The organism is Pseudomonas sp. Pseusp10 (assembly GCF_059492225.1).
Map to the genome: position 1 here is coordinate 5006499 of NZ_CP168528.1, position 19792 is coordinate 5026290.

Annotated in this window: 20 protein-coding genes; all 20 read right to left on the bottom strand. The window is 59.1% G+C overall.

Annotated features, from left to right (window positions below):
- Window positions 1–109: 109 nt before the first annotated feature.
- Window positions 110–292: a hypothetical protein gene (locus ACEN8Z_RS22745; protein ID WP_495595753.1), complete on the bottom strand. Its 183-nt coding sequence runs from the start codon at window positions 290–292 to the stop codon at window positions 110–112.
- Window positions 289–1872 carry a winged helix-turn-helix domain-containing protein gene (locus ACEN8Z_RS22750; RefSeq protein WP_495595754.1) on the bottom strand — a complete coding sequence of 528 codons (1584 nt, stop codon included), beginning with the start codon at window positions 1870–1872 and terminating at the stop codon, window positions 289–291. The genes ACEN8Z_RS22745 and ACEN8Z_RS22750 overlap by 4 nt, the downstream gene beginning before the upstream one ends.
- A 305-nt stretch (window positions 1873–2177) precedes the next feature.
- A complete protein-coding gene (locus tag ACEN8Z_RS22755) occupies window positions 2178–2456 on the bottom strand; it encodes an acyl carrier protein (RefSeq protein ID WP_495595755.1) in 279 nt (92 codons plus the stop codon).
- A 306-nt stretch (window positions 2457–2762) separates the two neighbouring features.
- Window positions 2763–3848 (bottom strand): IpaD/SipD/SspD family type III secretion system needle tip protein, encoded by a 1086-nt coding sequence (locus ACEN8Z_RS22760; RefSeq protein ID WP_495595756.1) that lies wholly within the window; start codon window positions 3846–3848, stop codon window positions 2763–2765.
- A gap of 14 nt (window positions 3849–3862) precedes the next feature.
- The gene (locus ACEN8Z_RS22765; protein WP_495595757.1) at window positions 3863–4963 is read right to left on the bottom strand and encodes an IpaC/SipC family type III secretion system effector; all 1101 of its coding nucleotides are present in this window, start codon (window positions 4961–4963) and stop codon (window positions 3863–3865) included.
- A 26-nt stretch (window positions 4964–4989) separates the two neighbouring features.
- Window positions 4990–6759, bottom strand: a complete 1770-nt coding sequence (gene sctE / locus ACEN8Z_RS22770; RefSeq protein ID WP_495595758.1) for a type III secretion system translocon subunit SseC family protein — start codon at window positions 6757–6759, stop codon at window positions 4990–4992.
- Window positions 6752–7243, bottom strand: a complete 492-nt coding sequence (gene sicA, locus ACEN8Z_RS22775) for a type III secretion system translocator chaperone SicA (protein WP_442098760.1) — start codon at window positions 7241–7243, stop codon at window positions 6752–6754. Before sicA ends, sctE begins: the two co-directional genes overlap by 8 nt.
- A gap of 119 nt (window positions 7244–7362) precedes the next feature.
- On the bottom strand, window positions 7363–8397 hold the full coding sequence (locus tag ACEN8Z_RS22780; RefSeq protein WP_495595759.1) for an EscU/YscU/HrcU family type III secretion system export apparatus switch protein: 1035 nt from the start codon (window positions 8395–8397) through the stop codon (window positions 7363–7365).
- Window positions 8372–9178 carry a type III secretion system export apparatus subunit SctT gene (sctT, locus tag ACEN8Z_RS22785; RefSeq protein WP_495595760.1) on the bottom strand — a complete coding sequence of 269 codons (807 nt, stop codon included), beginning with the start codon at window positions 9176–9178 and terminating at the stop codon, window positions 8372–8374. Before sctT ends, ACEN8Z_RS22780 begins: the two co-directional genes overlap by 26 nt.
- A 4-nt stretch (window positions 9179–9182) precedes the next feature.
- Window positions 9183–9437: an EscS/YscS/HrcS family type III secretion system export apparatus protein gene (locus ACEN8Z_RS22790; RefSeq protein WP_017337483.1), complete on the bottom strand. Its 255-nt coding sequence runs from the start codon at window positions 9435–9437 to the stop codon at window positions 9183–9185.
- A 10-nt stretch (window positions 9438–9447) separates the two neighbouring features.
- On the bottom strand, window positions 9448–10107 hold the full coding sequence (locus ACEN8Z_RS22795) for an EscR/YscR/HrcR family type III secretion system export apparatus protein (RefSeq protein ID WP_116261773.1): 660 nt from the start codon (window positions 10105–10107) through the stop codon (window positions 9448–9450).
- Window positions 10104–11027, bottom strand: coding sequence for a FliM/FliN family flagellar motor switch protein (locus ACEN8Z_RS22800; protein WP_495595761.1), 924 nt, complete (start codon window positions 11025–11027; stop codon window positions 10104–10106). The genes ACEN8Z_RS22795 and ACEN8Z_RS22800 overlap by 4 nt, the downstream gene beginning before the upstream one ends.
- Window positions 11024–11917 (bottom strand): SpaN/EivJ family type III secretion system needle length determinant, encoded by an 894-nt coding sequence (locus ACEN8Z_RS22805; RefSeq protein ID WP_495595762.1) that lies wholly within the window; start codon window positions 11915–11917, stop codon window positions 11024–11026. Before ACEN8Z_RS22805 ends, ACEN8Z_RS22800 begins: the two co-directional genes overlap by 4 nt.
- Complete coding sequence (locus ACEN8Z_RS22810) at window positions 11914–12369, bottom strand: SpaM family type III secretion system protein (protein WP_442098749.1); 456 nt, start codon at window positions 12367–12369, stop codon at window positions 11914–11916. Before ACEN8Z_RS22810 ends, ACEN8Z_RS22805 begins: the two co-directional genes overlap by 4 nt.
- Window positions 12366–13652, bottom strand: a complete 1287-nt coding sequence (gene sctN, locus ACEN8Z_RS22815; protein ID WP_495595763.1) for a type III secretion system ATPase SctN — start codon at window positions 13650–13652, stop codon at window positions 12366–12368. The genes ACEN8Z_RS22810 and sctN overlap by 4 nt, the downstream gene beginning before the upstream one ends.
- On the bottom strand, window positions 13649–14056 hold the full coding sequence (locus ACEN8Z_RS22820) for an InvB/SpaK family type III secretion system chaperone (protein WP_495595764.1): 408 nt from the start codon (window positions 14054–14056) through the stop codon (window positions 13649–13651). The genes sctN and ACEN8Z_RS22820 overlap by 4 nt, the downstream gene beginning before the upstream one ends.
- Window positions 14057–14069: 13 nt before the next feature.
- Window positions 14070–16121: an EscV/YscV/HrcV family type III secretion system export apparatus protein gene (locus tag ACEN8Z_RS22825; RefSeq protein WP_495595765.1), complete on the bottom strand. Its 2052-nt coding sequence runs from the start codon at window positions 16119–16121 to the stop codon at window positions 14070–14072.
- Between the two features lie 23 nt (window positions 16122–16144).
- On the bottom strand, window positions 16145–17251 hold the full coding sequence (sctW, locus tag ACEN8Z_RS22830) for a type III secretion system gatekeeper subunit SctW (RefSeq protein WP_495595766.1): 1107 nt from the start codon (window positions 17249–17251) through the stop codon (window positions 16145–16147).
- Window positions 17248–18903: a type III secretion system outer membrane ring subunit SctC gene (sctC, locus tag ACEN8Z_RS22835; protein ID WP_495595767.1), complete on the bottom strand. Its 1656-nt coding sequence runs from the start codon at window positions 18901–18903 to the stop codon at window positions 17248–17250. Before sctC ends, sctW begins: the two co-directional genes overlap by 4 nt.
- A 4-nt stretch (window positions 18904–18907) precedes the next feature.
- Entirely contained in the window at window positions 18908–19690 is a 783-nt protein-coding gene (locus tag ACEN8Z_RS22840) for a helix-turn-helix domain-containing protein (RefSeq protein WP_495595768.1), read from the bottom strand.
- Window positions 19691–19792: the final 102 nt, after the last annotated feature.

The window sequence follows — 19792 nt, forward strand, 5'->3', positions numbered from 1 at the left end:
TGTGAAATGAACGGGCATGGTAGAGAGGCTGGCTTCAGGCTTCCTGATCGAAATCTGCCGATCGCTCCCTGCAGAGGATCAGAATCTTGCGCCAGCTCTTATGGCACCGTCATTGTCGAGCCAGGGAAAACACCTGATAGCGCTGCCACACCTTGCGTGCATAGCGCAGGCGCGCGGCTTGCCGGTGGAGTGAATTACCGGCGTTGTAGGCACCCACTGCCGTCCAGTTGTAGCCGTAACGCGCGATAAAATCGGCAAGCACCGTCAGCCACTTGATTCTGCACGGTGTCATGCCAGACGCCGCTCGCTGACCGGCGTCGGTCGCTCGCGTACAGCATGGTCCTGCGTCGATGCCTGATAACCCACATCAGGTGCTCGTTGCAAAGAACTCCAGAGCGGCTCGATCACCGGAGCACCTGACAAACCGGACCAACCTGACAATGGAATGCCATCAACGGATCGCAGCCTGGTCAGAGCCACCCAGTTCACATACAGGTCGCGGGCATTGAACGGATTGGCGCCGAACAGCACATTCCAGGCAGCCAGTCCCTGTTCACCGATTGCGCTTTCGCAGAGCCCGGCCTGTTCGAGTTCGTCCCAGGCTGCCGCGTGCTGGTCAAAATAAGCCAACACCACGGCATACAGAATCATCAGCAACGAATTGCCCGAGGCGCCTTGTTGCAGGGCTCGACGAGCCATCATCAAGGCCGACTCGGGATTTGCGGCAAGCGCAATGCGCATACGCAAGACCTGCGCCCTTACGCAATCAGGATCGTACTGCAGAGCATTGTCGATGCTTTGCGCAGCCTGATCGTTGCGCCGCCAGAACCAGTGATGCCAGGCATGAAAGTAATGAACGTCAGCCTGATCGGCAGTCAGCAAACAGCGTCGGAAAAGCACCTGGGCCGCCTGTTCGCTGCCGCGCAAACTGGTGAGCAAAGCCAGGCGAGCCAATGCAGGGATGTTGCCAGGATCCAACGCCAAGGCTTTGGAAATCGCCGATTGTGCCTCATCGATTGCCCGGCCCTGATCATACGATCCGATCATTGCCTGCCCCAGCCACGCATCCGCCAAACCGTACCAGGACAGTGTGTGCCCGGCATCGAGCTTCAGGCACTGGCGAAACTGTACCAGCGCATCGCGCAGACTTTGCGGAGTGTGCTGCTGCACGCTACACAAACCACGCAGGTACGCCACCGCTGCCGGGTATGACGCGCAGGCATCACCGACAAAGCTCAAACCGGGGATGCGCTGCGCAACCAGGCACGTCAATGCCCCAAGCGACGCCCCGAGATCACGGGCATCCAGTGTCTGCCCATGCAGCAGAGCGTGATCGCGACCACGGATCAACTCGACCGACCATTGCGGCTGATCGCTCGGGCCGCTACAACGCCCGCTCAAGCAGTAGTCCGCAGACAACTGCCCGACCAGCGACCGCACATCGACCGGTTGTACACATGCCGCCATCAATCCCGATGGGATGACGTGCAACACCTCGCCGAACGCCAGAGTCAACTGACGGATCATCAGATCCTGCAAATCCAGCGCTGCCGTCTCCCCCAGATTGCGAAACGGCAGAACAGCCAGCGAAGGCGCCACCGCCCTCGTCTGACCAGATGTGTCGAGTTCGACAACCGCACAGGTAAATCGATAACCCTGGCCGTACACCGTCGCAATGTAATCCTTGTTTTCCCTGAGCAGCTTGCGCAATGCATAAATGCAGCGGGTCAAGGATTCTTCGGCGGCATCCATCTCGGGCCATACATGGTCCAGCAAATAATCCTTGCCGACGACCGACCCCGCCGACTTCAGCAGCAGGCGCAATACGTTCAACTCTTTGGGCGGGACGTGAACGCCTTCTCCATCCCGCATCAGCGTTCCATCACTTTGCAATAGCCAGTGGTCAAAAACGAATGCCTTGACCGGCGTTTGATCAGCTGCACTGTCCATACTCTGAAACATCTCTATAGAAAGGTACTGAAGCGCAATTGAGCCCAGGGGTGGTCAGGCTCAAGATGACAAGCTGCGTGACTATAGGAAGTTGAGTGGGGGGATTCCGTAGGAATACTGATTTATTACCAAATGAAACTGCGATTTTTTTTGTAGGAAAAATCACCAAAAACAAATCAAAACCATACAAAACGCCTTGCATCTATAGACGCAAGGCACCTGCTTGCTTACTCCAAATCCAACGCCCGGCAACTTGTTGAATTCATCACCGACTCACAAACATCCTCCACTGTCCTCCACAACCCGACTCTATCCTCAGGAAATTCAATACCGAACGTCTCATTTAGCGCCATGACAATCTCAACCAAGCTGATGGAATCAACATACAAATCCTCGACCAATCGCGAAGTCAACGTAATTTCTCGCCGACCAACCGGAAAATGGTCCGACAACACCTTGATCACTTGACTCACAACGTCGAACTGATCATTTGACTCATCTGACATTCTTTTCTCCCACACAACAAAACCGCATTCGGGCGTGACACCCTTTGTAGCAGCTGCCGAGCCCGCGAGGCTGCGTTCGGCTGCGAAGCAGTCGTGAGTCCAGCTGACGCGGCCTGCCTGACGTACCGCAATGACTGATTTTACGACTGCTTCGCAGCCGAACGCAGCCTCGCGGGCTCGGCAGCTGCTACAGATCGTATTACCGCTTAACTGATCGGCATCAGGCGCAACGCCAGTTCAAACGAACCCGTGTTATGCCCGATCTACTGACATTTAATTGCTTTATCCAGACAAATCAGACCCACATCAAAAATTCAACATCGCCTTCAACATGTCAGAAAACTGATTCAAATGTGAAGACAGCGTTTTATTGAAATTGTCATGATAAGAATTGGCATTCGAATACTTCTGGGTGAAGGACTGCAATGTGTTCTTCATGCGTTCTTCCTGGGCGTTGAAGCCGGTTTGCCAGGCCTGGAATCTGGCGGTATCCCAAGTTACCGTGCCGCCTGATGGCAGGCTGTTTCTCATTGTCCATAACGGCCCGGTATCGATGACTACGCAGTAAGTACCGTCGGCATTTTGCTTGAGGCAGCTGGCGGGCAAGCCCAATGATTCGCGCCATTTCTCGGCTTCTTCCCTGCTGGTTCCACCCTTGCCGGGTTCCGGAAACAAAACGGAGGCAGGGTTGGGATGGGTGTACTTGTCGATCAGTCTGGTCAGCGCATCACGCAACGCACCGACATTGAGCTTCACCTCTTTACCGTCGCTGACCCCTTCGATCCAGTCTTTCAACTTCGCAGTAATTTGCGCATTGAATTCGGCGAAGAAGTCCGAATAGGCATCGATGATGTGCTCATAACCGGCCAGATAACCGTTTTTGATCAAGTCAATGAGATCGATCAACTTGTCGAAAAACTCGTTTGATGAGTTCACTCTCGCGTCGAACTCGTCAGCGATCTCATCCGGCACCGACATTCGTCTCAACCCATCAAGAATACGATCTTGCTCAGCGTAGAGTTGCTGACGTTGCTCCATGGGCAGCGTATCGAGGCAAAGGGTGAACACCGTTCCACTCTGACGCATCTGGTGTGTCCACATCAGCGATCGAATACGTTTAGCATGAATCTGCTCGGCAAACTCGGCAGACGAAAAATACTGCGCGAGCATCTCTGCTGGCGAGCCTTGAAGCTCTCTTGGAACGCCCGCTGGACACTTGAGCATATTTTCCAGGTGACGATTGAGCACCTTCCCCGAACGTTCGAGCAACTGAGCAAGGGAAAATCCGGCATGGACCTCGGCAGGCATTTCGGGAGGCAGCGGCGCAGCATCGATGGCATTGAAGTCAGCAGGCAAACTGCTTCCTGGATGTGAGGACTCTGCAATTCTCATATTGGTTTCCTCACTCAAACCCTTCCAATGACCTCAATGCGCGACTGCAGTATCTGCATCACCATATCCATGAGCTTTTGCAGCAGCGCCCCGTCGGCCGAGTCTTTCTGGCCGACCTCGTCGCTCAAACTCTTCTGAGTGTTCTGTGCACTTTGCTGCAGAACCTCGTTCTCCCGCGCCGCGTGTTCGTAAATGCGCACTATGCTGGACGCGACCTGACTCAGGCTCATCGACATCGCGCTGAGCGTACGGCCGATTTCCAGCTTTTTCTCAATGCCTTTGGTGCCCATTTGGCTCCGCCAGTCGGAGGTTTGCACAATCTTCTCCGCCTTGAGGATTTCCCTTTCGAACCACGCCTGATTCTGAGGCGTCAGCGTGGCCCCCTCGGGTGTGAAGTCGAAGGAATTCGATTGGCCGAAATCATCGAAGATCTCTATTTTGTAGGTGGTTTGCGGATCCCATTCATCGCGGAGACTATGGTGCTTCAAGTCACGCGCAATGTTGTTGGCGTCCAGGGCGTTGCGCTTGTTCAGGTTGATATCGGCATGCTTGAGCCTCTGACCTTGAATGGTTTTGAACAGGGAAAAACCGGCGACTGCACCGGACACCACGGCGTTGGTGATGGCGCTGTTAAGGGCGGCCTTGCCTGATTCATTGATGGCAGAACCCTGAGCCTTGGCGGCCTCCGCGGCCATGACACTGAAATGCCCGCGCAATTGCGCGTTGGCGACCCGTGCGATGTTGAGTGCAATTATCGCAGCGACCAATACGTTGGCATGTTTCTCCCAAGCACCCGGATCAAACACCAGATCGTTGCGCACTTCATCGTTGAGCATCGCCTTGGCTGCAACGAAGTCTTGCCAGTCCGACTCGCTGGGCTGGTAGGCGTTGATTGCACTTTCGAGCGCCGCAGCCGTAGGCGCTATGAAGCTACCGTTCTGGAGCACTTGCTTTGCGGTGACCTGGTTGAGAAACGCCGTATCCGAGAGGCGCTTGCCTTTGAGATCTTTCGAGGATTGCTCCTGGGCAATCAACTCGCTCAACCCTGCGTCGTTCACCGGATCGTGAGTCAATACCACTGGAGCAGGCCTGGTCGTGGTGTGAATGGTGGTCATGAAAAATTACCTTTTTATCAGTGACTTCAAACGTGCCGGGCCATTTGCAGGCTCACGGAATGACTGCGTTGCATATCGGCAAAGACCTGCTCGATCTGTCGGGTGCGGACCTGCATTGCCTGGCCGTAGTCATCGACCAACCGGGTGAGGTAGGCAGTGATCTCTTCGCTGATCGCCATACGCACCCGCACGTCCGCCAGGTGCTCCGCTGCCTGGGCCTGATGTACGCCGCTGTGGACCTGCAAAACGCCCTGCACCGCCACATTGCCGACCTCGGTGACGGCCTGTGCTGTCTGCAGATAGGCGGCATAACGCGCCAGGGACACGGCATCGGCGCCGTTGGTGATGAAACTGCGCAACTGGGTCAGCATCTGCGTCAGTGAGTTACCAGCCGTTGAAGCGGCCTGCTTGAACACTTGCATCGCGGCAGGCGCGACCCCGCTGATTGCCGAGGCCAGTTTCGAAGCGATGGCGCCGACCATTGGCCCAATCACCTGCGCCCCGACCACGGCCACCAATGCCACGGCCGCCAGCGTTGCGGCGACACCCTGAATCATGCCGGCGATTTGCGCGATGTCTTTCGCGGTCTCCGGGTCGACTCCAAACGCCACCAGCATTTTTGTATAAATCTCGGTGAACAGCTTGATGGCTTCCTGCATCACCGTCGTCAGCGGCTTCATGGCATCGGCCATGAACGACACGCCGGTCGCTTGCTGGACCACTGCGTCAGAAATCATCACCGCCGCGCCAATCACGCCCACCGCGATCAGCACCGGGTTGGCCGTCAACACGCCGGCAGCAATGGTTGCAACGGTCAATATCGCACCGACGATCTTGCCAATGCAGCCCATGGTCTTCTGCAGCGCCTCGGCCTTGCGCACTTCTTCCAGATACTTTTCCGACTCGAGCTTCATGTGTTCCTGAAGCCTGGTTTGCAGCTCCTGGAACAACTCCTGACTGAGCTCCTCCTTGTTCTGCACCGACTCGCCGAGCATCTCGATAATCTTCAAGCGATTGAGCAACGCCAGTGCGCTGCTGCTCAGCGCTTTTTCGTTGGACTCCTTCACCGAGGGTCCAGCGAGTCCGGCTTCTTGCACCTTCACAGCCACCGCGGCCAGCGTTCTGGCGCAGGCATTGGCGATCTCGATCAGTTTCAGGTGAGCGTCGGTCGCCTTTTGCAACGATTGGGTATGGCCCGCCAGTTCACCTTTCAGCTTGTCACGCAGTGCCAGTTCGCGAGCGTATTGCGGTGATTCAGGATCCAGTTCCGCCAACCGTGCCTCACTCTCATCCAGCAGTCCCTGGACCTGCCGAACCCGCTCCTGCAACTGATCAAGGTGCTCCTGGCTGCTGCCGATCTCGCCTTCGGCGGCTTCCAGCGTCTCGACGGCGGTGGCGTATTCAGCCGCCAGTTTTTCATGCCCCTGCTGCCTGGCACCGGCCATGCTTTGCAGCATCGCCAGGCGGTTTTTCAGTTTGTTGACGTCGACTTCGCCGATCAACTCGCTGATCATCGCCATCAACAGCGTGAACAGATCACCGTTGGTTTCCTGTTTGTTGCCGTCAGCGCGCGCAGCTGGCACGTGCAGCAAGGGTCTGCCCGCACTGGCGACGGATGGGTCAGGCTGGCCTTCGTAGTTCACCGACATCAGGCGAGCCAATGCCTCTTGGCCGGCCTTCTGATAATCCGCCGTCCTGGCCGCTTGACTGGCAGCCTTGCCATATTTTTCAAAGGCCTCGTTTCGACCGGTCAAGCCCGAAAATGCCGGGTTGAAGGTACTTCTGATTTCACTCATGTTCAGTCTCCGAACAATCCTTTTCAATGTGACTCAAGGTGTCGAGATACACCTGAGCCTGTTCGCGCAAATCGTCTTCCGTGGCTTGCTCAAGCACATATTCGAAGCACAGTCTGGCCTTGCCGACCTTGCCCAGCGCCAGGTGACACTGGCCGGTGTACAGCATCGGTCGGTAGTCGTTCTTGCCCTGGGCGAAGGCGATCGCATACAGGTCGATAGCTTTCTGGTGGTCCTGCTTGAGTTGGTACACGGCGGCCAATCCCATCCAGTAATGGCTGTTGTTGAAATCGTAGATGCACAGGAAGTGGAAGAACTTTTGTGCATCGTCCAGCCGTCCCTGTTCGTAGAACTGGAATGCGAAGGCATAGAGGCTGTTCATGTGCTCGTCACTGATGCCTTGCACGTCTTTCAATGCCGCACCACCAAGCACTGCTTCCACGACATCGAGGGCCACTTGTTCATCTGGTTGTTTGTCGCGACTCATCAGCCACACTCCTGAAAAACGTCAGCGCTGCTGACGACTGCATTGAGCCAAAGCGCTGCTGAGTACGCTGCCAAATTGCGCTCATGCCAACGTTTGGAGGAAAAAGGAAAAGGGAGAAATCAGGCCTGCTCGACCTGTTCGAGCCAGATCAACAGACGCAGGACTTCTTCGATTTCCTGTACTTGAAGGAAGCTGTAGCGCTGGTGGGTTTTGAATATCCGCCGGGCCAATGCGATGTCATTGATCACCGGCACCCCGACTTCCCTGGCATAGGCTCGTACAGCCAGAGCGCGTTGGTTGGTTTCCATCAGGGAGATAAACGGCAGCACGGTGATTTCCGGGCGGAAATACACACCGATGGCAATGTGCGTCGGGTTGGCGATGATCATCCGCGAGCTGCGCACATCGGATTTGATTTGCTCCGACAGCAACTCACGATGCAGGTCACGACGGCGTCCCTTGATCTCGGGATTGCCATCCTGTTCCTTGTGTTCGCGCTTGACCGAGTCCTTGTCCATCATTTGATCTTTCATGAACAGCCAGTATTCGCTCAGCGCATCGAGCACGACGATCAGCAGCACGCATCCGAGGAACGCCAGCACCAGCACCAGCAGCAAGTGGCCCCAGATTGCGAACAGATCCGGGGCCAGGGCGAACAGTTGGGCAAACACAAGTTGCCGCTGGGTGATCCAGACAATCCACAGCGCCAGGGCAAAACTGCCCAGGTACAGCAGCGCTTTGACCGTGTCCTTGACCGTGCGCAGGCTGAACAGTTTTTTGAAGCCATTGATCGGGTTCAACGCTCCCAGGTTGAGCTTCAAGGCTTCGCTGGCCAGGGCGAAACCGCTCTGCAGCAGTGCAGGCAATGCACTGGTCAACACACAGACCAGCAGCAACGGCAACAATGCCTTGAGCCCGACCAGCACCAGCGTCGCCGAGTACGCTTGCAGGTCCGCGTCAAAGTCACTGGCAATGATGCGTCGATAGACTTCCATGACCTCCACCAGCGAGCTGTTGAACACCATGTAGGTGATGCCGCAGAGGGTCAGGCAGGTGATCACCAGGTCCTTGGCCTTGAACGTCTGCCCTTTGCGTGACGCATCGCGCAGACGCTTGGCGGTGGGTTTCTCAGTCTTCGAGGCGCTGGACGACATCGGCAGCCTCCCCTTCGCGTCCCAGATAATGTTCCAGCCCTTGGGACTTCATGCCCATGCGCAGGACTTCGTCCGGCAGGTGTACGCCGAAATACAGCATCAACACCACCAGCGCCACCAGGCTCTTGACCGTAAGCGACACCGAGAAAGCATTCATTTGCGGCGCATACCGCGAGAGCAAGCCAAGCAGTGCTTCGCTGATCAACAGCGTGGCCACCACCGGCGCGCTGATCACCAGTGTCTTGCTCACCAGCGCGTCGAGCAGGCTCAGTAGCGACTGCAGGTGCATCTCGCACCCACTGGCCGGAGTGCAAATACGGTAGCTGTGGCCAACGGTTTCGAGCATCAGCAGCATGCCCCCGCCCTCGAGATAAACCGCCGCGGCGAACAACTGGAGAAAATTTGCCAGCTCCGACGTATCGACTCCGTTGGCCGGGTCCACGGTGCTGCTGAGCATTGCCCCGCGCTGGTTGTCGATCAGGTTGCCCATGGCGTGCAATACCCAGAACGGCCAGCACAGCAGGCATCCAAGCAGCACGCCAATGCCGGCCTCACGCAACACCAGACCAAAGAACGCCAACCCGTCGAGGTCAGGCAGCGGCACCCCCACATAAGTCTGGAAACCCAACGCCACCAACACAATGACAGCCTGGCGTGGCACGCCCGTGAGCACCCCACTGTTGAGAAACGGCAACATGAAAAAAATTGGCGCCAGGCGTGCAAACCCCAGGATGGCGGCGGCGAACCAGGTGTACAGGTCGAAAAACAGTGTCACCGACATCGCGCTAACCCAGCGCCAGACGGATGACTTCACGACTGAAATCGAGCAAGGTTTCGCCGTACCAGCCCGAAAGCAGAAACAGGCACGCGGCGACCGCCATCAGCTTGAAACCGAACGGCAACGTCTGCTCCTGCAACTGGGTCACGGTCTGAATCAGACCGACCACCAGGCCGACCACCGTGGCAACGATGATTGGCCAGGCCACCATCAACAGGATCAGGTATAGGGTTTTATTGCCGGCATAGACCAGATCGTTCATGAGCCCGCGCCTATGCCAGCAACGTCAGGTATTGCTTGACCAGCCCGGTGGACAGCAGCGCCCAGCCGTCCAGTGCAACAAACAATACCAGTTTGATCGGTACCGAAATGATCACCGGGCTCATCATCATCATGCCCAGCGCCAGCAGGATGCTGGAGATCACCAGATCGACGATCACGAAGGGCAAATACAGGTAGAAGCCGATCTTGAAGGCGCTTTTGATTTCACTCAATGCGTAGGCCGGCAGCAGGGAAAACAGCGACGGTGTGAGTTCTTCATCGGCGGGCAGATCGATGTCGGACTCACTCTGCACCGCTTGCGCCCGCTCGAAGAACAGCGCCAGTTCCGGGTCGGTGTACTTGCGCAGGTAATCCTTGTAGCCGCCCAACCCGTTCTCGGCGAAATTCACCACCGACTCGATGTCGGTAAAAGCCACCTGTTCTTCCTTGTAATAGCCATAGCCTTGCTTCAGTACCGGCGTCATCACGAAAATCGCCAGCATCAAGGCAATCGCATTTAGGGCCATGTTCGAGGGCACCTGCTGCAAGCCCAAGGCGTTACGCACGATGACAAAAACGATGGAAAACTTGATGTAGCAGGTGCCGGCCGCCACCAGAAACGGCAGCAGTGAAGCGAATGCCAGCAGCGCGATCAGCGAGACGTCGTTCATCGCGGTATTCCGTCCGGTGAACCGTTGCGATAGACCTCGAGCAACTCCACAGCCAACTGCTCTTGCAGTTGCACCAGTTCGCCACGGGCCACCGGCTTGCCATTGGCGCGCACCTCGATGTGCCGCGCCGCATCGTCCGCCAGCGGGATCAGTTGGCCCGCGATGATCCGCGACAGCGTGGCCAGGTCGATTTCCCGGGCCGCGAGCAAGAACTCCAGACGCACCGGCAAAGCGCCGAGGTCAAAATCGGGATCGGGATCTGCCGTACTTTGGGCGTCAGTCGCGGTCGATAGCATGTGTATCCCCTGTTCTGTAAAGGTGAAAGCGCCGAGGCATTGATGCCCCAGGTAGCATCGTTGCGAACGCTGAATGATTCGCAGGACATCGCCGGCCTTCAGCCGTATCCCGTGTCTGAGGTGACTCGCCCCCAGCACCAGCTCCAGGCGCAGCGGCAAATCGCTCAGCCATGAGTCGGCGTCCAGGGGCCGGCTGGCGGCCCGTGCCGGTGGCAATCGGGTCAACCACAGGCGCCCGCAAGGCGTGTCGAGCCATGGCAGTTCTTGCGGGGGCAATTGCCCGGGAAGGACCACATCGACGTCGGATATTTGCCGGTAGTGCAAGTCGTCTACCTCCAGCAGCAAGGGTTGCGGCACCGCGCGGAACAGTTCGGCGATGTTCTTCAGCGAGCACTCGACCAACAGTAACGACCGCAACCCCGGGAGTGATCGATGCAACCAGTCGCGGGCGTCGATCAAACCCCGCCATTCCCCACCCTCGCCTGATGCGCGAAAACACAGATAGCCCGATTGCCCTGGCGGATGGCCGGAACCGGCGTCGACATCCGCGTTTCGCCAGCGTCGTATCGCTTGCGCGGCGGCATGCGCCCGGGCGTTGATCCGGCGCAACTTCAGTGCGCTCATTCGCCCTGCCCGGCGTCTTCGGTCTGCTCGTCGTCCGGCGGCTGCCGCGAGCCCTGGCGCTGCTGCTCGCCGTCGCTGTCGGTCAGGCGCCAGGCGGGTTCGCGGACATGCTCCAGCGACACTTTGAGTTGTTCGAAAACCAGGGCATTGCTCGGGCTGAGTTGCAGGTTGCGGGTGGGCTCATCGGCCACGCGGCTGATCGTCACCTGCCCGCTGGCGGTACCTTTATTGAACGGAACCTGCAGCAAGTCCCGGTCGGCAACCGGCAGGGTTTCGATGATCGGGTCGAGGGCAGGCGGCGCTGGCGGCATCCCGGGCGCCGAGGCCGCAGGTGATGCAACTGTCGGCACATGGCGCGCGGTCGGGAGGCTCGATAAGGCTTCGGGCCTTTGCCCTTCGAACTCAAACATCGAGGGTGCACCTGGACTGGCGGCACGGTCGACCGGTAGCGGTTCGACGATGTTTGATGGGCGCTCGGTCGGCCCTGGCTCAACAACGATCCGAGTCGCCAGGTTTGTCGGTGCCGGCGCGACAACCCTGTCGACAACAGGCGCAACGTCAGCCACCGGTGGCAACAACCGAGGCGGCACAGGTCTACTCGACAGCGGCTGCGCTTGTGGATGAGACACAGGTGTGAGCGGCCGTACTTCGTCGAGTTCAGCAGCCGGCTTTTCCGGGAGCGTGACCATCGCCTGCAAAGTGATTGCGCGACCAGTGTCCATCAGGGGCCGATGACGCAGGATCAACGGCGCCATCAGCTCCAGCACACCTTGCGGCAGCTCATCCTCCCGCACCGGCACCAGCCTGTCGTGCAACTCGTCCATCGGCTCTTCGGTGACGGGGTCCAAGGGTTGAACCGGCAAGGGTGAAATTACAGATACGTTGCTCATCGCGGAACTCCGTTCATCTCTTCGGTTTCTCTTTCTTCCCGGCGCACCTGCTCCAGCCGTTGCCCCCGCAACAGCTGCTGAACAGCCCCTTCGTACTTGTCGTGTTTGCGCTGCGCGAACCGCAGTTGCTCGCGTTGCTCCTGTAACGCTTGCTCAATCTCCCGGCACTGCTGATCTACCCGGTTACGCTCGACGCGCAACAGCTCGATCTGCCGTCGAATGACCGCCTGCCTTCGCAACAGCGCCAACAGTTGCCCGTGATCGAGCACACAGTCATTGGCGCGATGGCTGGCCAACAAACCGTGCAGCGCCGCCTCTTGTCGGTCGAAAGCGGCCCGCTCCTGGACCAGCGGCTGCAGTTGCTGCCGGGTACGCGCTATCAGCAGTTGACCGCGTTGCCGACGGAACTGGCTGAGCGCCAACAGGCGAAGACGATCGGCTAATGGATTCATGCCATGACCCCCTGCAATTGGCCCAGGGCCTCGTCCGGTTCACAGCATTCGCCCGTGGGCTGGCGCAACCACTGGTAGAGGGCTGCACGGCGTTGCAGCGCCTGGTCATTGGCGGCGTCCGCGCCTGGGCTGTACTCGCCCATGTCGAGAAAGATCTGCAGCTGCTCAAGCCGCGTCAGCGTTTCCCGGGTCGCCGCCGCCAGTTGCTGCACCTGCGGCGGGGTGACTTGCGTCGCCACGCGACTGACGCTGCGCAACACATCGATCGCCGGGTAGTGCCCCTTGGCCGCCAGCGCACGGCTGAGGTAAATATGGCCGTCGAGGATTGAGCGAATCTCCTCGGCGATCGGGTCCGGTTCGTCGTCACTTTCCAGCAGCACCGTGTACCAGGCGGTAATGCTGCCGGAGGCAGTCACCCCGGGCCGTTCCAGCAGGCGCGGCAAGGCATCGAACACCGAGGCCGGATAGCCTCGTCGCGCCGGCGCTTCACCCGCGGCCAGGGCCAGATCGCGACGGGCCCTGGCGTAGCGCGTCAACGAGTCCAGCAACAGCACCACACGCTGGCCCTGGTCACGGAAATACTCGGCGATGGCCGTAGCCTGCAGGGCCGAGTTGCAGCGATCCACCGAGGAAAAATCCGAAGTGGCATACACCACCACGCATCGTGAGCGTATTTCAGACTGACGCAGATGCTCGATGAATTCGGTCACTTCACGTCCGCGCTCACCGATCAGGCCAATGACAAACACATCGGCGTCGGTATGGTTGATCAGCATATTGATCAGGGTGGTTTTGCCGGAGCCAGCGGCGGCAAAAATGCCGATGCGTTGACCAACACCGCAGGTCAGCAAGCCGTCGATGACCCGAATACCGGTGCGCAACGGGGTGTCCACCGGGCGCCGCTGCTGGTATGACGGCGGGTCGGCGTCCAACGGATAGTCCTGTTGCGCCAGCGCCGTAGACGGTGCCAGACGCTCGACGATAGTGCCTTGAGGGTCGACTACACTGCCGAGCAAGGCATCACTGCACGTCAGTTGCAGGATCGAGCCCGTGGGAACGATCATCGACTCCCTGGACAAGCCCTTGGCATCGCCGAGCAAACTGAGCAGGACCGCGCCGGGCTTGAAGCCAATGACCTGCGCCCTGGCCGCTACCTCAGGCAAGCGCCAATGCCGACGCACTTCGCAGACCTCACCGATCACTACGTCGCCCAGCGCCGCTTCGATCAATGGACCGCTCAAACGCAAAGGATGGGCAGCGTGCCGTTGCAGCCGGATTGTCATCGACGCAACAGTTCGCACAGTGTTTCAAGCGCCAGCACAAAAGAGTCGAGGGCCTGGGCGAAATGCCTGGCGTCACTCAGGGCATCGGCATTGGCCATCAACCGCAGTTCCAGGCGCTCCTGAACCTCGCACAGATGCAATTGCCCGGTGCGGGAAAAGGCGTTGCCTTCGAGCAAAAACCGTATCAACTCACCGGCACAATGATGGGTAAACTGCGGGCCGGCTTCGGCGACCACCGCCCAGACCCATACATCGCCCTCCACCTCGGCGACGCTGATATCAGGCAGGCTCTTCATCTGCATTTCGATTGTACTGTGACTGTCGAAGTGCCCTATCTGGCTGTCCACACAGCCGCTGTGCCGCAGCGCTTCGCGCAACAGGTCGGCAATATCCGTCGGAACCATTAGCAGTATTTCCTTATAGTGTTTTGATGACATTGACGGAGACGGTTTCGGAGATTTCGCCGAACGACATCACGTCCAGCTCCCGGAACCGCCCCTCGATCAGCTTCTTGATGTAGCGCCGCACATCGACAGAACACAGCAACACCATGTCCTTGTGTGCAATGTGCAGACTGTCCAGGCCGACACTCAGCCGGTCCATCAGCTCTTCCGACTCGGCCGGTTCCAGGTTGATGAAACTGCCGCCCGAGGTTTGCCGGATGCCCTTGCGCACCACCTCTTCGAACTCCGCCGACAACAGCAACACCCGCAAGTCATTACCCTGGGCAAACTTGTTGCTGATGTAGCGGGCCAGCGAGCCACGAACGTGCTCGACCAGCGCCAGCGCGTCTTTTTCCCGGGACGCCCAATGGGCCAGGGACTCAAGAATCAGCTTCATGTTGCGCACGGAAATGCGCTCGCCAATCAGACGCTGCAGCACTTCGGCGATTTTCTGCACGGTGACGTGGCGATAGACTTCCTTGAGCAGATCGGGACAGCGGGTTTCCATTTCGTCGAGCAGTTGCTTGGTTTCCTGCACGCCAAAAAACTCCTGGATGTTGCGCGCCAGCAAGGTGACCAGGCAGCGGTAGCATTCCTCGTCCGCCGGGCGCAGGTGATAGCCCAATTGCTGCACCCGTTCCTGGTCGGTGGCGTTGACCCACACCCCGCCCAGGCGATTGCTGTCACTGCCGTGCACCAGGGCAAAGCCCATGGGTTCCAGCTCCGGCGAGTAGTCGAGCAGCCGCCAGTGATCGAAATGAATATCGAATTGCTCGGCGCGCACCTCGTTGATCAGCACCGCCACTTGATGCGCCGGCAAGGCTTCGCTGGCGCGCAATTGCGGCTCGGGAATGCGCAGCCCGTAATCGACGAAAAACTGGCTGCGAAAACGCGCCGCCCAACGGGCCCTGGTCAACTCATCAAGGCGCGCCGTGGGCACCAACAACATCAGCGGGATGGTTTCAGTGGCGACGTTATCGATGTCCTCGAGCAGGCCCGAGCCGGTCTGCATGGCTTGGCCCTGCGTCGACGATGGACGGCTGTCACCCTGACCCTCGACCCTGGAGGCCTTGCGCCGGCGAACGAATACCAGCAGTGCCAGGGCCGCGGCGATTGGCAGGAAGGTCAGCAACGGAAAACCGGGCAACAGGCCGACGCCCACCGCCAGCAGCGCCGTCACCCCCAGCACGAACGGATGACCGAGCATCTGGGCGAGCATGTTGCGCCCCAGGTTGGCGTCATCGCCGTTGACGCGGGTAACGATGAAGCCGGCGCCGATGGCGATCAGCAACGCCGGAATCTGCGCCACCAGACCATCGCCGATGGTCAGCAGGGTGTAGGTCGACAAGGCGGTGGACAGGTCCATGCCCAGCTGCCCGACGCCAATGGCCATGCCGCCGATGAAGTTGACGAAGATGATGATGATGCCGGCGATGGCATCGCCCTTGATGAACTTCATCGCGCCGTCGAACGAGCCGTACAACTGGCTTTCGCGCTCCAGCACGCTGCGCTTTTCCTTGGCTTCCTCGGCGGTAATGGCGCCGGCCTTGAGGTCGCCGTCGATGCTCATCTGTTTGCCGGGCATGCCGTCCAGCGAGAAGCGCGCCGCGACTTCGGCCACCCGTTCCGAGCCCTTGGTGATCACGATGAACTGGACAATGGTGACAATGGAAAAGATCACGAAGCCCACCACCAGGCTTTCGCCGATCACGAACTCACCGAAGGAGGCGATGATCTCCCCCGCATCAGCCTGGCTGAGGATCAGCCGGCTGGTGCTGATCGACAGCGCCAGGCGAAACAGGGTGGTCAACAGCAGCAACGCCGGAAAGGTCGAGAAACTGAGGATGCGTTCGATGTAGAACGACCCCATGAACACCAGCAGCGAAATCACGATGTTCAGGCCGATGAGAAAATCCACCAGCACCGTCGGCAGGGGAATGATCAGCATGGCGATGATCATCATCATCAGCGTCAGGATCAGCAGCTCCGGACGAGCGCCGACGTTGCGCAAAAACACATTGAGCATGGCAGGTCAGCTCCGGGAAAAAGTCATGAACAGCCACCGAGACGTCGCCGTTCTTTACATTCGTGGGCGTAGGCAATGTCAGCCAGTCGGGTGAATTGTTCTGCCAGGCGCAGTGGCGCTCGTTCATCGGCAAACAGTTGCGGCGGCAACTGCAGGCTGTGCCGGCGCACCTTCTGCAGCAGCGTCGAGCGCTCATGGTGCGGGCTCAACAGCACGCGCTCACCCAACGCACCGAGCAACAGCTGGTCGAGCTCATCGGGGTACGTCAGCACGCCGAGCAGGAACACCAGCCAGTCGGGCTCATTGGCGTTGTGCCGGCAGATGAGTGCATCGCCGAGCAGTTGGCTGATAAACAGCTCATCGGCTGAACGCAGGCGCTTGAGGTCGGTCACCCTGGCCAGCAGTTGACCGAACTCCACGCGCGAGCAACTGGGGTCCTGGGCACTGATATCCGTGAGCAATGCCGCTTCGATGAAGGACAGCACCGCCATGCGTTGTGACGGACCATACAGTGCGATCCAGTCCTGATAACAACTGATCGGGCCCTCGTCGGACTCCAGAAAATCCCGGTAGGTCTCGCGCAACAACCCAGCGCGCACCGCCATGTTCGCTCCGAACATCCTGGCTTTGAGGGCGGCGTTGATCCCGGCATTCATACGCTTGGGGGAGCCTTGGGCAACCACAGTCTGTAAAAGCGTTTCAAGTCGCTGACGGGTGTTCTTTTCCAGTTTCTTGCGACGTAACAGTTCTCGCAGCACCAACGCCAGATCACTGTCATCGGGGAACAGCTGTCGCACCATTTGCAGCAACCAGGCGACCGGCTTGTCCGCCAGCCGCGCGAGGCTGAGCACCTGCTGCACCTTGGGTACAGTGTCGTCTTCCAGGACTCGTTCGAAGTTGTCCATCAGGGTCTCGGACTTGAGTTCGAAATGTCGCCGCCCGCGAAACTGAGCCAGTGCCGCCGACATTTCATCGCTGATCTGCACAAAGCGCTGCGCAATGGCAAGCGTTGAGCTGTCGTCGAGATCAACCTGCGCATCCGCCTGGGGCTGTGGATGTTCGGCGGCCTTTTCGGCATTGAGCCGTGCCTGGGCGGCTCGCCCGCCTGTGGAAACCGGCGGCAGGATCATTTTTCTGCCGCCCGGAAATAGGAGCGGCGCACCCGCTCATGCTGCTGCGGGGTCAGCAGCCGGGTGGCGGGATCTGTCGTGGCGGGCTCAAGTGTGTCGAGAATCTCCTTGGGCTGAATCAGGAACACCCGCACCGTGTTGGCCGAGCGGTTCTGGCGATAGCTGAACAAGCGCCCGATCCACGGAATCGAACCCAGTACCGGAATCCGTCCGACTTGCTCGCTGTGGTCATCGCGGGTGAAACCGCCCACCAACAGACTCTTGCCCTGGGGCACTCGCGCCACCGTGCTGATCCGTGTGCGCCCGACCGTCGGCAAACTGCCAGGTTGCTTGTTCTGGTCAGGGTTTTCCACTTCGTTGCCGTCTTCGATATTGAGTGACATTTCAATTTCGTCCGCCTGGGCGAAACGGGGCAGAACACTGACGAGCGTGCCATAGGTCACGTGCTGCAAATCGACACTGCGCTCCCCCACCAGCGGGGCATAAAAGGTGCGGTTGTTGTCGAAGATCGCCGGTACGTTCTCTTGTGTCAGGATCACCGGACGCGAGACCACATTCGCCCGGTTGGTGCGCTCCAGGGCCATGACCTGGGCGACGAACGAAGCGCCATCGAGGGTGGTCGCCGAGCCAGCGTTGAGCGATACGCTGAATGTCCCACTGGACTTCAATGCGCCCTGCCAGTTGATGCCCAGCTGATTGAGTTCATCCTTGTGCAAATCGATGATCCACAACGACAACTCCACGTGTCGTTTCGGCGTATCCAGCGCACTCACCAGGTTCTCGATAAAGCGCACTTGCTCCGGCAGCCCCTTGACCAGCAGGCTGTTGGTGTCGGGATAGGCCACCACCCGTATATTTCCGGCAGCCACCTCTCGCGCAATGATTCGCGGCGCGGTCGAGTCTTGCTCCGAGGGGGCGCTCGCCAGGCCTTCCAGGGGAAACGCCGGCATCAATCCCTGCGGACGCTGCGCGGGGGCTTGTGCCACCGACGGCTCGACCTCGCGCTTTTCGCCACGCAACAAGTCCTCGATCACGGTTGCCAGCCCGGGAATGGTCACCTTGTCATCACGCAGCTCATACTTGCGGTCGCTGACAAAGGTGTTGCGCACCTGGATCACGCCGATCTGCTGCTTGCCCAGCAACAGTTCCGAGCGCTGGTTATCCATCAGTCCGGCGGCTTGCACCACCAGATCGACATACATCGGCGGGCCCGACACATGAAAAGTGCGCAAGCCGTCGTGGCGCAATGGATAACGTGCATCGTGCAACCCGGAACGCTCAAGGAACGCCTGAAGTCGGGTGACTGTCAGGGTCTGCAGCGACATCATCGAGCTTTTGACTTCCGACGCGTCATACAGATAAATCGCCTGGCCATCGCTATACCAGATAAGCCCCATCTGCGCGCTGACCCGCTCAAAGGTCCGCTGCGGCGAACGCAGATCGAAGGCACCGGAAATCCGTTTGGCGGCGGCAGTCTTGCTGACGATGACAGGTTTGCCCAAGGGTGCGGACAACTCGGTGAAGAATGTGCGCACGCTCTGTTCGCGAGCCACGTAGCCGTCGGCATTGGCGCGCACGGCAAGCGGCACCAGCGACAACAGGGTGCCTATCCATAACGGCAAAACAAATAACGAAAGCAATCGGCGGTTCATTGGCTCACTTGCCTGGGAGGTAGGTTATGTCGGCCAGGCTACTGGGCGTGAAGCCAACCAGATCACGGATTTCCTTGGAGAAATGCGAAGAAGAGGCAAAACCCAACTCCAGCGCGACATCCGTCAGGGAGCCGTCCTGCAGGCTCATGTTCAACAGCGCCCTGGCCGCGCGCCAGCCGCGCAATGCAGGCTTGGCCGCCGTGCCTAGCGCCTGCCGGCACAGTCGACGGAAGTGCGACACAGAAACGCCATAACGCTGGGCCAGGGTGCTCAACTTTTCGCTGTGGGTGCCCTGCTCCAGCAGGAAGCGCACTAGTCCGTAACTCTCGGTATGACGCAGCACGCCGGCGAAGGTCTGGTAAGCCATACCCCCGACCATGGCCTGTTCTATGTACCAGCGCTCAAGCGCCCGCCCGGACCACACGGTGGGGTACGCCACCGGCAACGCCGCCCAGGATGTCGGGCTGGGTCGTTGATCAACCAGCGTGTTTCCCAGATCGATGAACACTTGCAATTTCACCAGCGGCGCTTCGGCAACCGGCAGGGTCTGTACGCCGCCGCTCAGCTCGAATGTATCACTCGTTGCAATCAGCCCTTCCCAACCGACCGGCAGACAGACCCGCGGGCACTGCGCCGAAGCCAGATACACAGGGGATTCGCTGACCCGCACATGCAGCACCCGCTCGCTGCAACGAGCATCAGGCAGAACGGTGGCGTGTAGTGATTGGATTTGCACGCCAACCTCCTTTGCGGCCTGACGATTAACGGCCGGCAGGATGAAAGACATGGCGCGATGAATCCTGATGTAAAGCTGATGAACCGGCGATGGCATATGCCTTGCACCCTCTCAGGCATCAGCACCCGGACCAACGGCGGAATGTGTGCAAGG

Excerpts from the sequence above, each read along its gene's own strand:
- ACEN8Z_RS22745 (WP_495595753.1), bottom strand. The coding sequence starts at position 292 with ATGACACCGTGCAGAATCAAGTGGCTGACGGTGCTTGCCGATTTTATC.
- ACEN8Z_RS22750 (WP_495595754.1), bottom strand. The coding sequence starts at position 1,872 with ATGCGGGATGGAGAAGGCGTTCACGTCCCGCCCAAAGAGTTGAACGTA.
- ACEN8Z_RS22755 (WP_495595755.1), bottom strand. The coding sequence starts at position 2,456 with ATGTCAGATGAGTCAAATGATCAGTTCGACGTTGTGAGTCAAGTGATC.
- ACEN8Z_RS22760 (WP_495595756.1), bottom strand. The coding sequence starts at position 3,848 with ATGAGAATTGCAGAGTCCTCACATCCAGGAAGCAGTTTGCCTGCTGAC.
- ACEN8Z_RS22765 (WP_495595757.1), bottom strand. The coding sequence starts at position 4,963 with ATGACCACCATTCACACCACGACCAGGCCTGCTCCAGTGGTATTGACT.
- sctE (WP_495595758.1), bottom strand. The coding sequence starts at position 6,759 with ATGAGTGAAATCAGAAGTACCTTCAACCCGGCATTTTCGGGCTTGACC.
- sicA (WP_442098760.1), bottom strand. The coding sequence starts at position 7,243 with ATGAGTCGCGACAAACAACCAGATGAACAAGTGGCCCTCGATGTCGTG.
- ACEN8Z_RS22780 (WP_495595759.1), bottom strand. The coding sequence starts at position 8,397 with ATGTCGTCCAGCGCCTCGAAGACTGAGAAACCCACCGCCAAGCGTCTG.
- sctT (WP_495595760.1), bottom strand. The coding sequence starts at position 9,178 with ATGTCGGTGACACTGTTTTTCGACCTGTACACCTGGTTCGCCGCCGCC.
- ACEN8Z_RS22790 (WP_017337483.1), bottom strand. The coding sequence starts at position 9,437 with ATGAACGATCTGGTCTATGCCGGCAATAAAACCCTATACCTGATCCTG.
- ACEN8Z_RS22795 (WP_116261773.1), bottom strand. The coding sequence starts at position 10,107 with ATGAACGACGTCTCGCTGATCGCGCTGCTGGCATTCGCTTCACTGCTG.
- ACEN8Z_RS22800 (WP_495595761.1), bottom strand. The coding sequence starts at position 11,027 with ATGAGCGCACTGAAGTTGCGCCGGATCAACGCCCGGGCGCATGCCGCC.
- ACEN8Z_RS22805 (WP_495595762.1), bottom strand. The coding sequence starts at position 11,917 with ATGAGCAACGTATCTGTAATTTCACCCTTGCCGGTTCAACCCTTGGAC.
- ACEN8Z_RS22810 (WP_442098749.1), bottom strand. The coding sequence starts at position 12,369 with ATGAATCCATTAGCCGATCGTCTTCGCCTGTTGGCGCTCAGCCAGTTC.
- sctN (WP_495595763.1), bottom strand. The coding sequence starts at position 13,652 with ATGACAATCCGGCTGCAACGGCACGCTGCCCATCCTTTGCGTTTGAGC.
- ACEN8Z_RS22820 (WP_495595764.1), bottom strand. The coding sequence starts at position 14,056 with ATGGTTCCGACGGATATTGCCGACCTGTTGCGCGAAGCGCTGCGGCAC.
- ACEN8Z_RS22825 (WP_495595765.1), bottom strand. The coding sequence starts at position 16,121 with ATGCTCAATGTGTTTTTGCGCAACGTCGGCGCTCGTCCGGAGCTGCTG.
- sctW (WP_495595766.1), bottom strand. The coding sequence starts at position 17,251 with ATGATCCTGCCGCCGGTTTCCACAGGCGGGCGAGCCGCCCAGGCACGG.
- sctC (WP_495595767.1), bottom strand. The coding sequence starts at position 18,903 with ATGAACCGCCGATTGCTTTCGTTATTTGTTTTGCCGTTATGGATAGGC.
- ACEN8Z_RS22840 (WP_495595768.1), bottom strand. The coding sequence starts at position 19,690 with ATGTCTTTCATCCTGCCGGCCGTTAATCGTCAGGCCGCAAAGGAGGTT.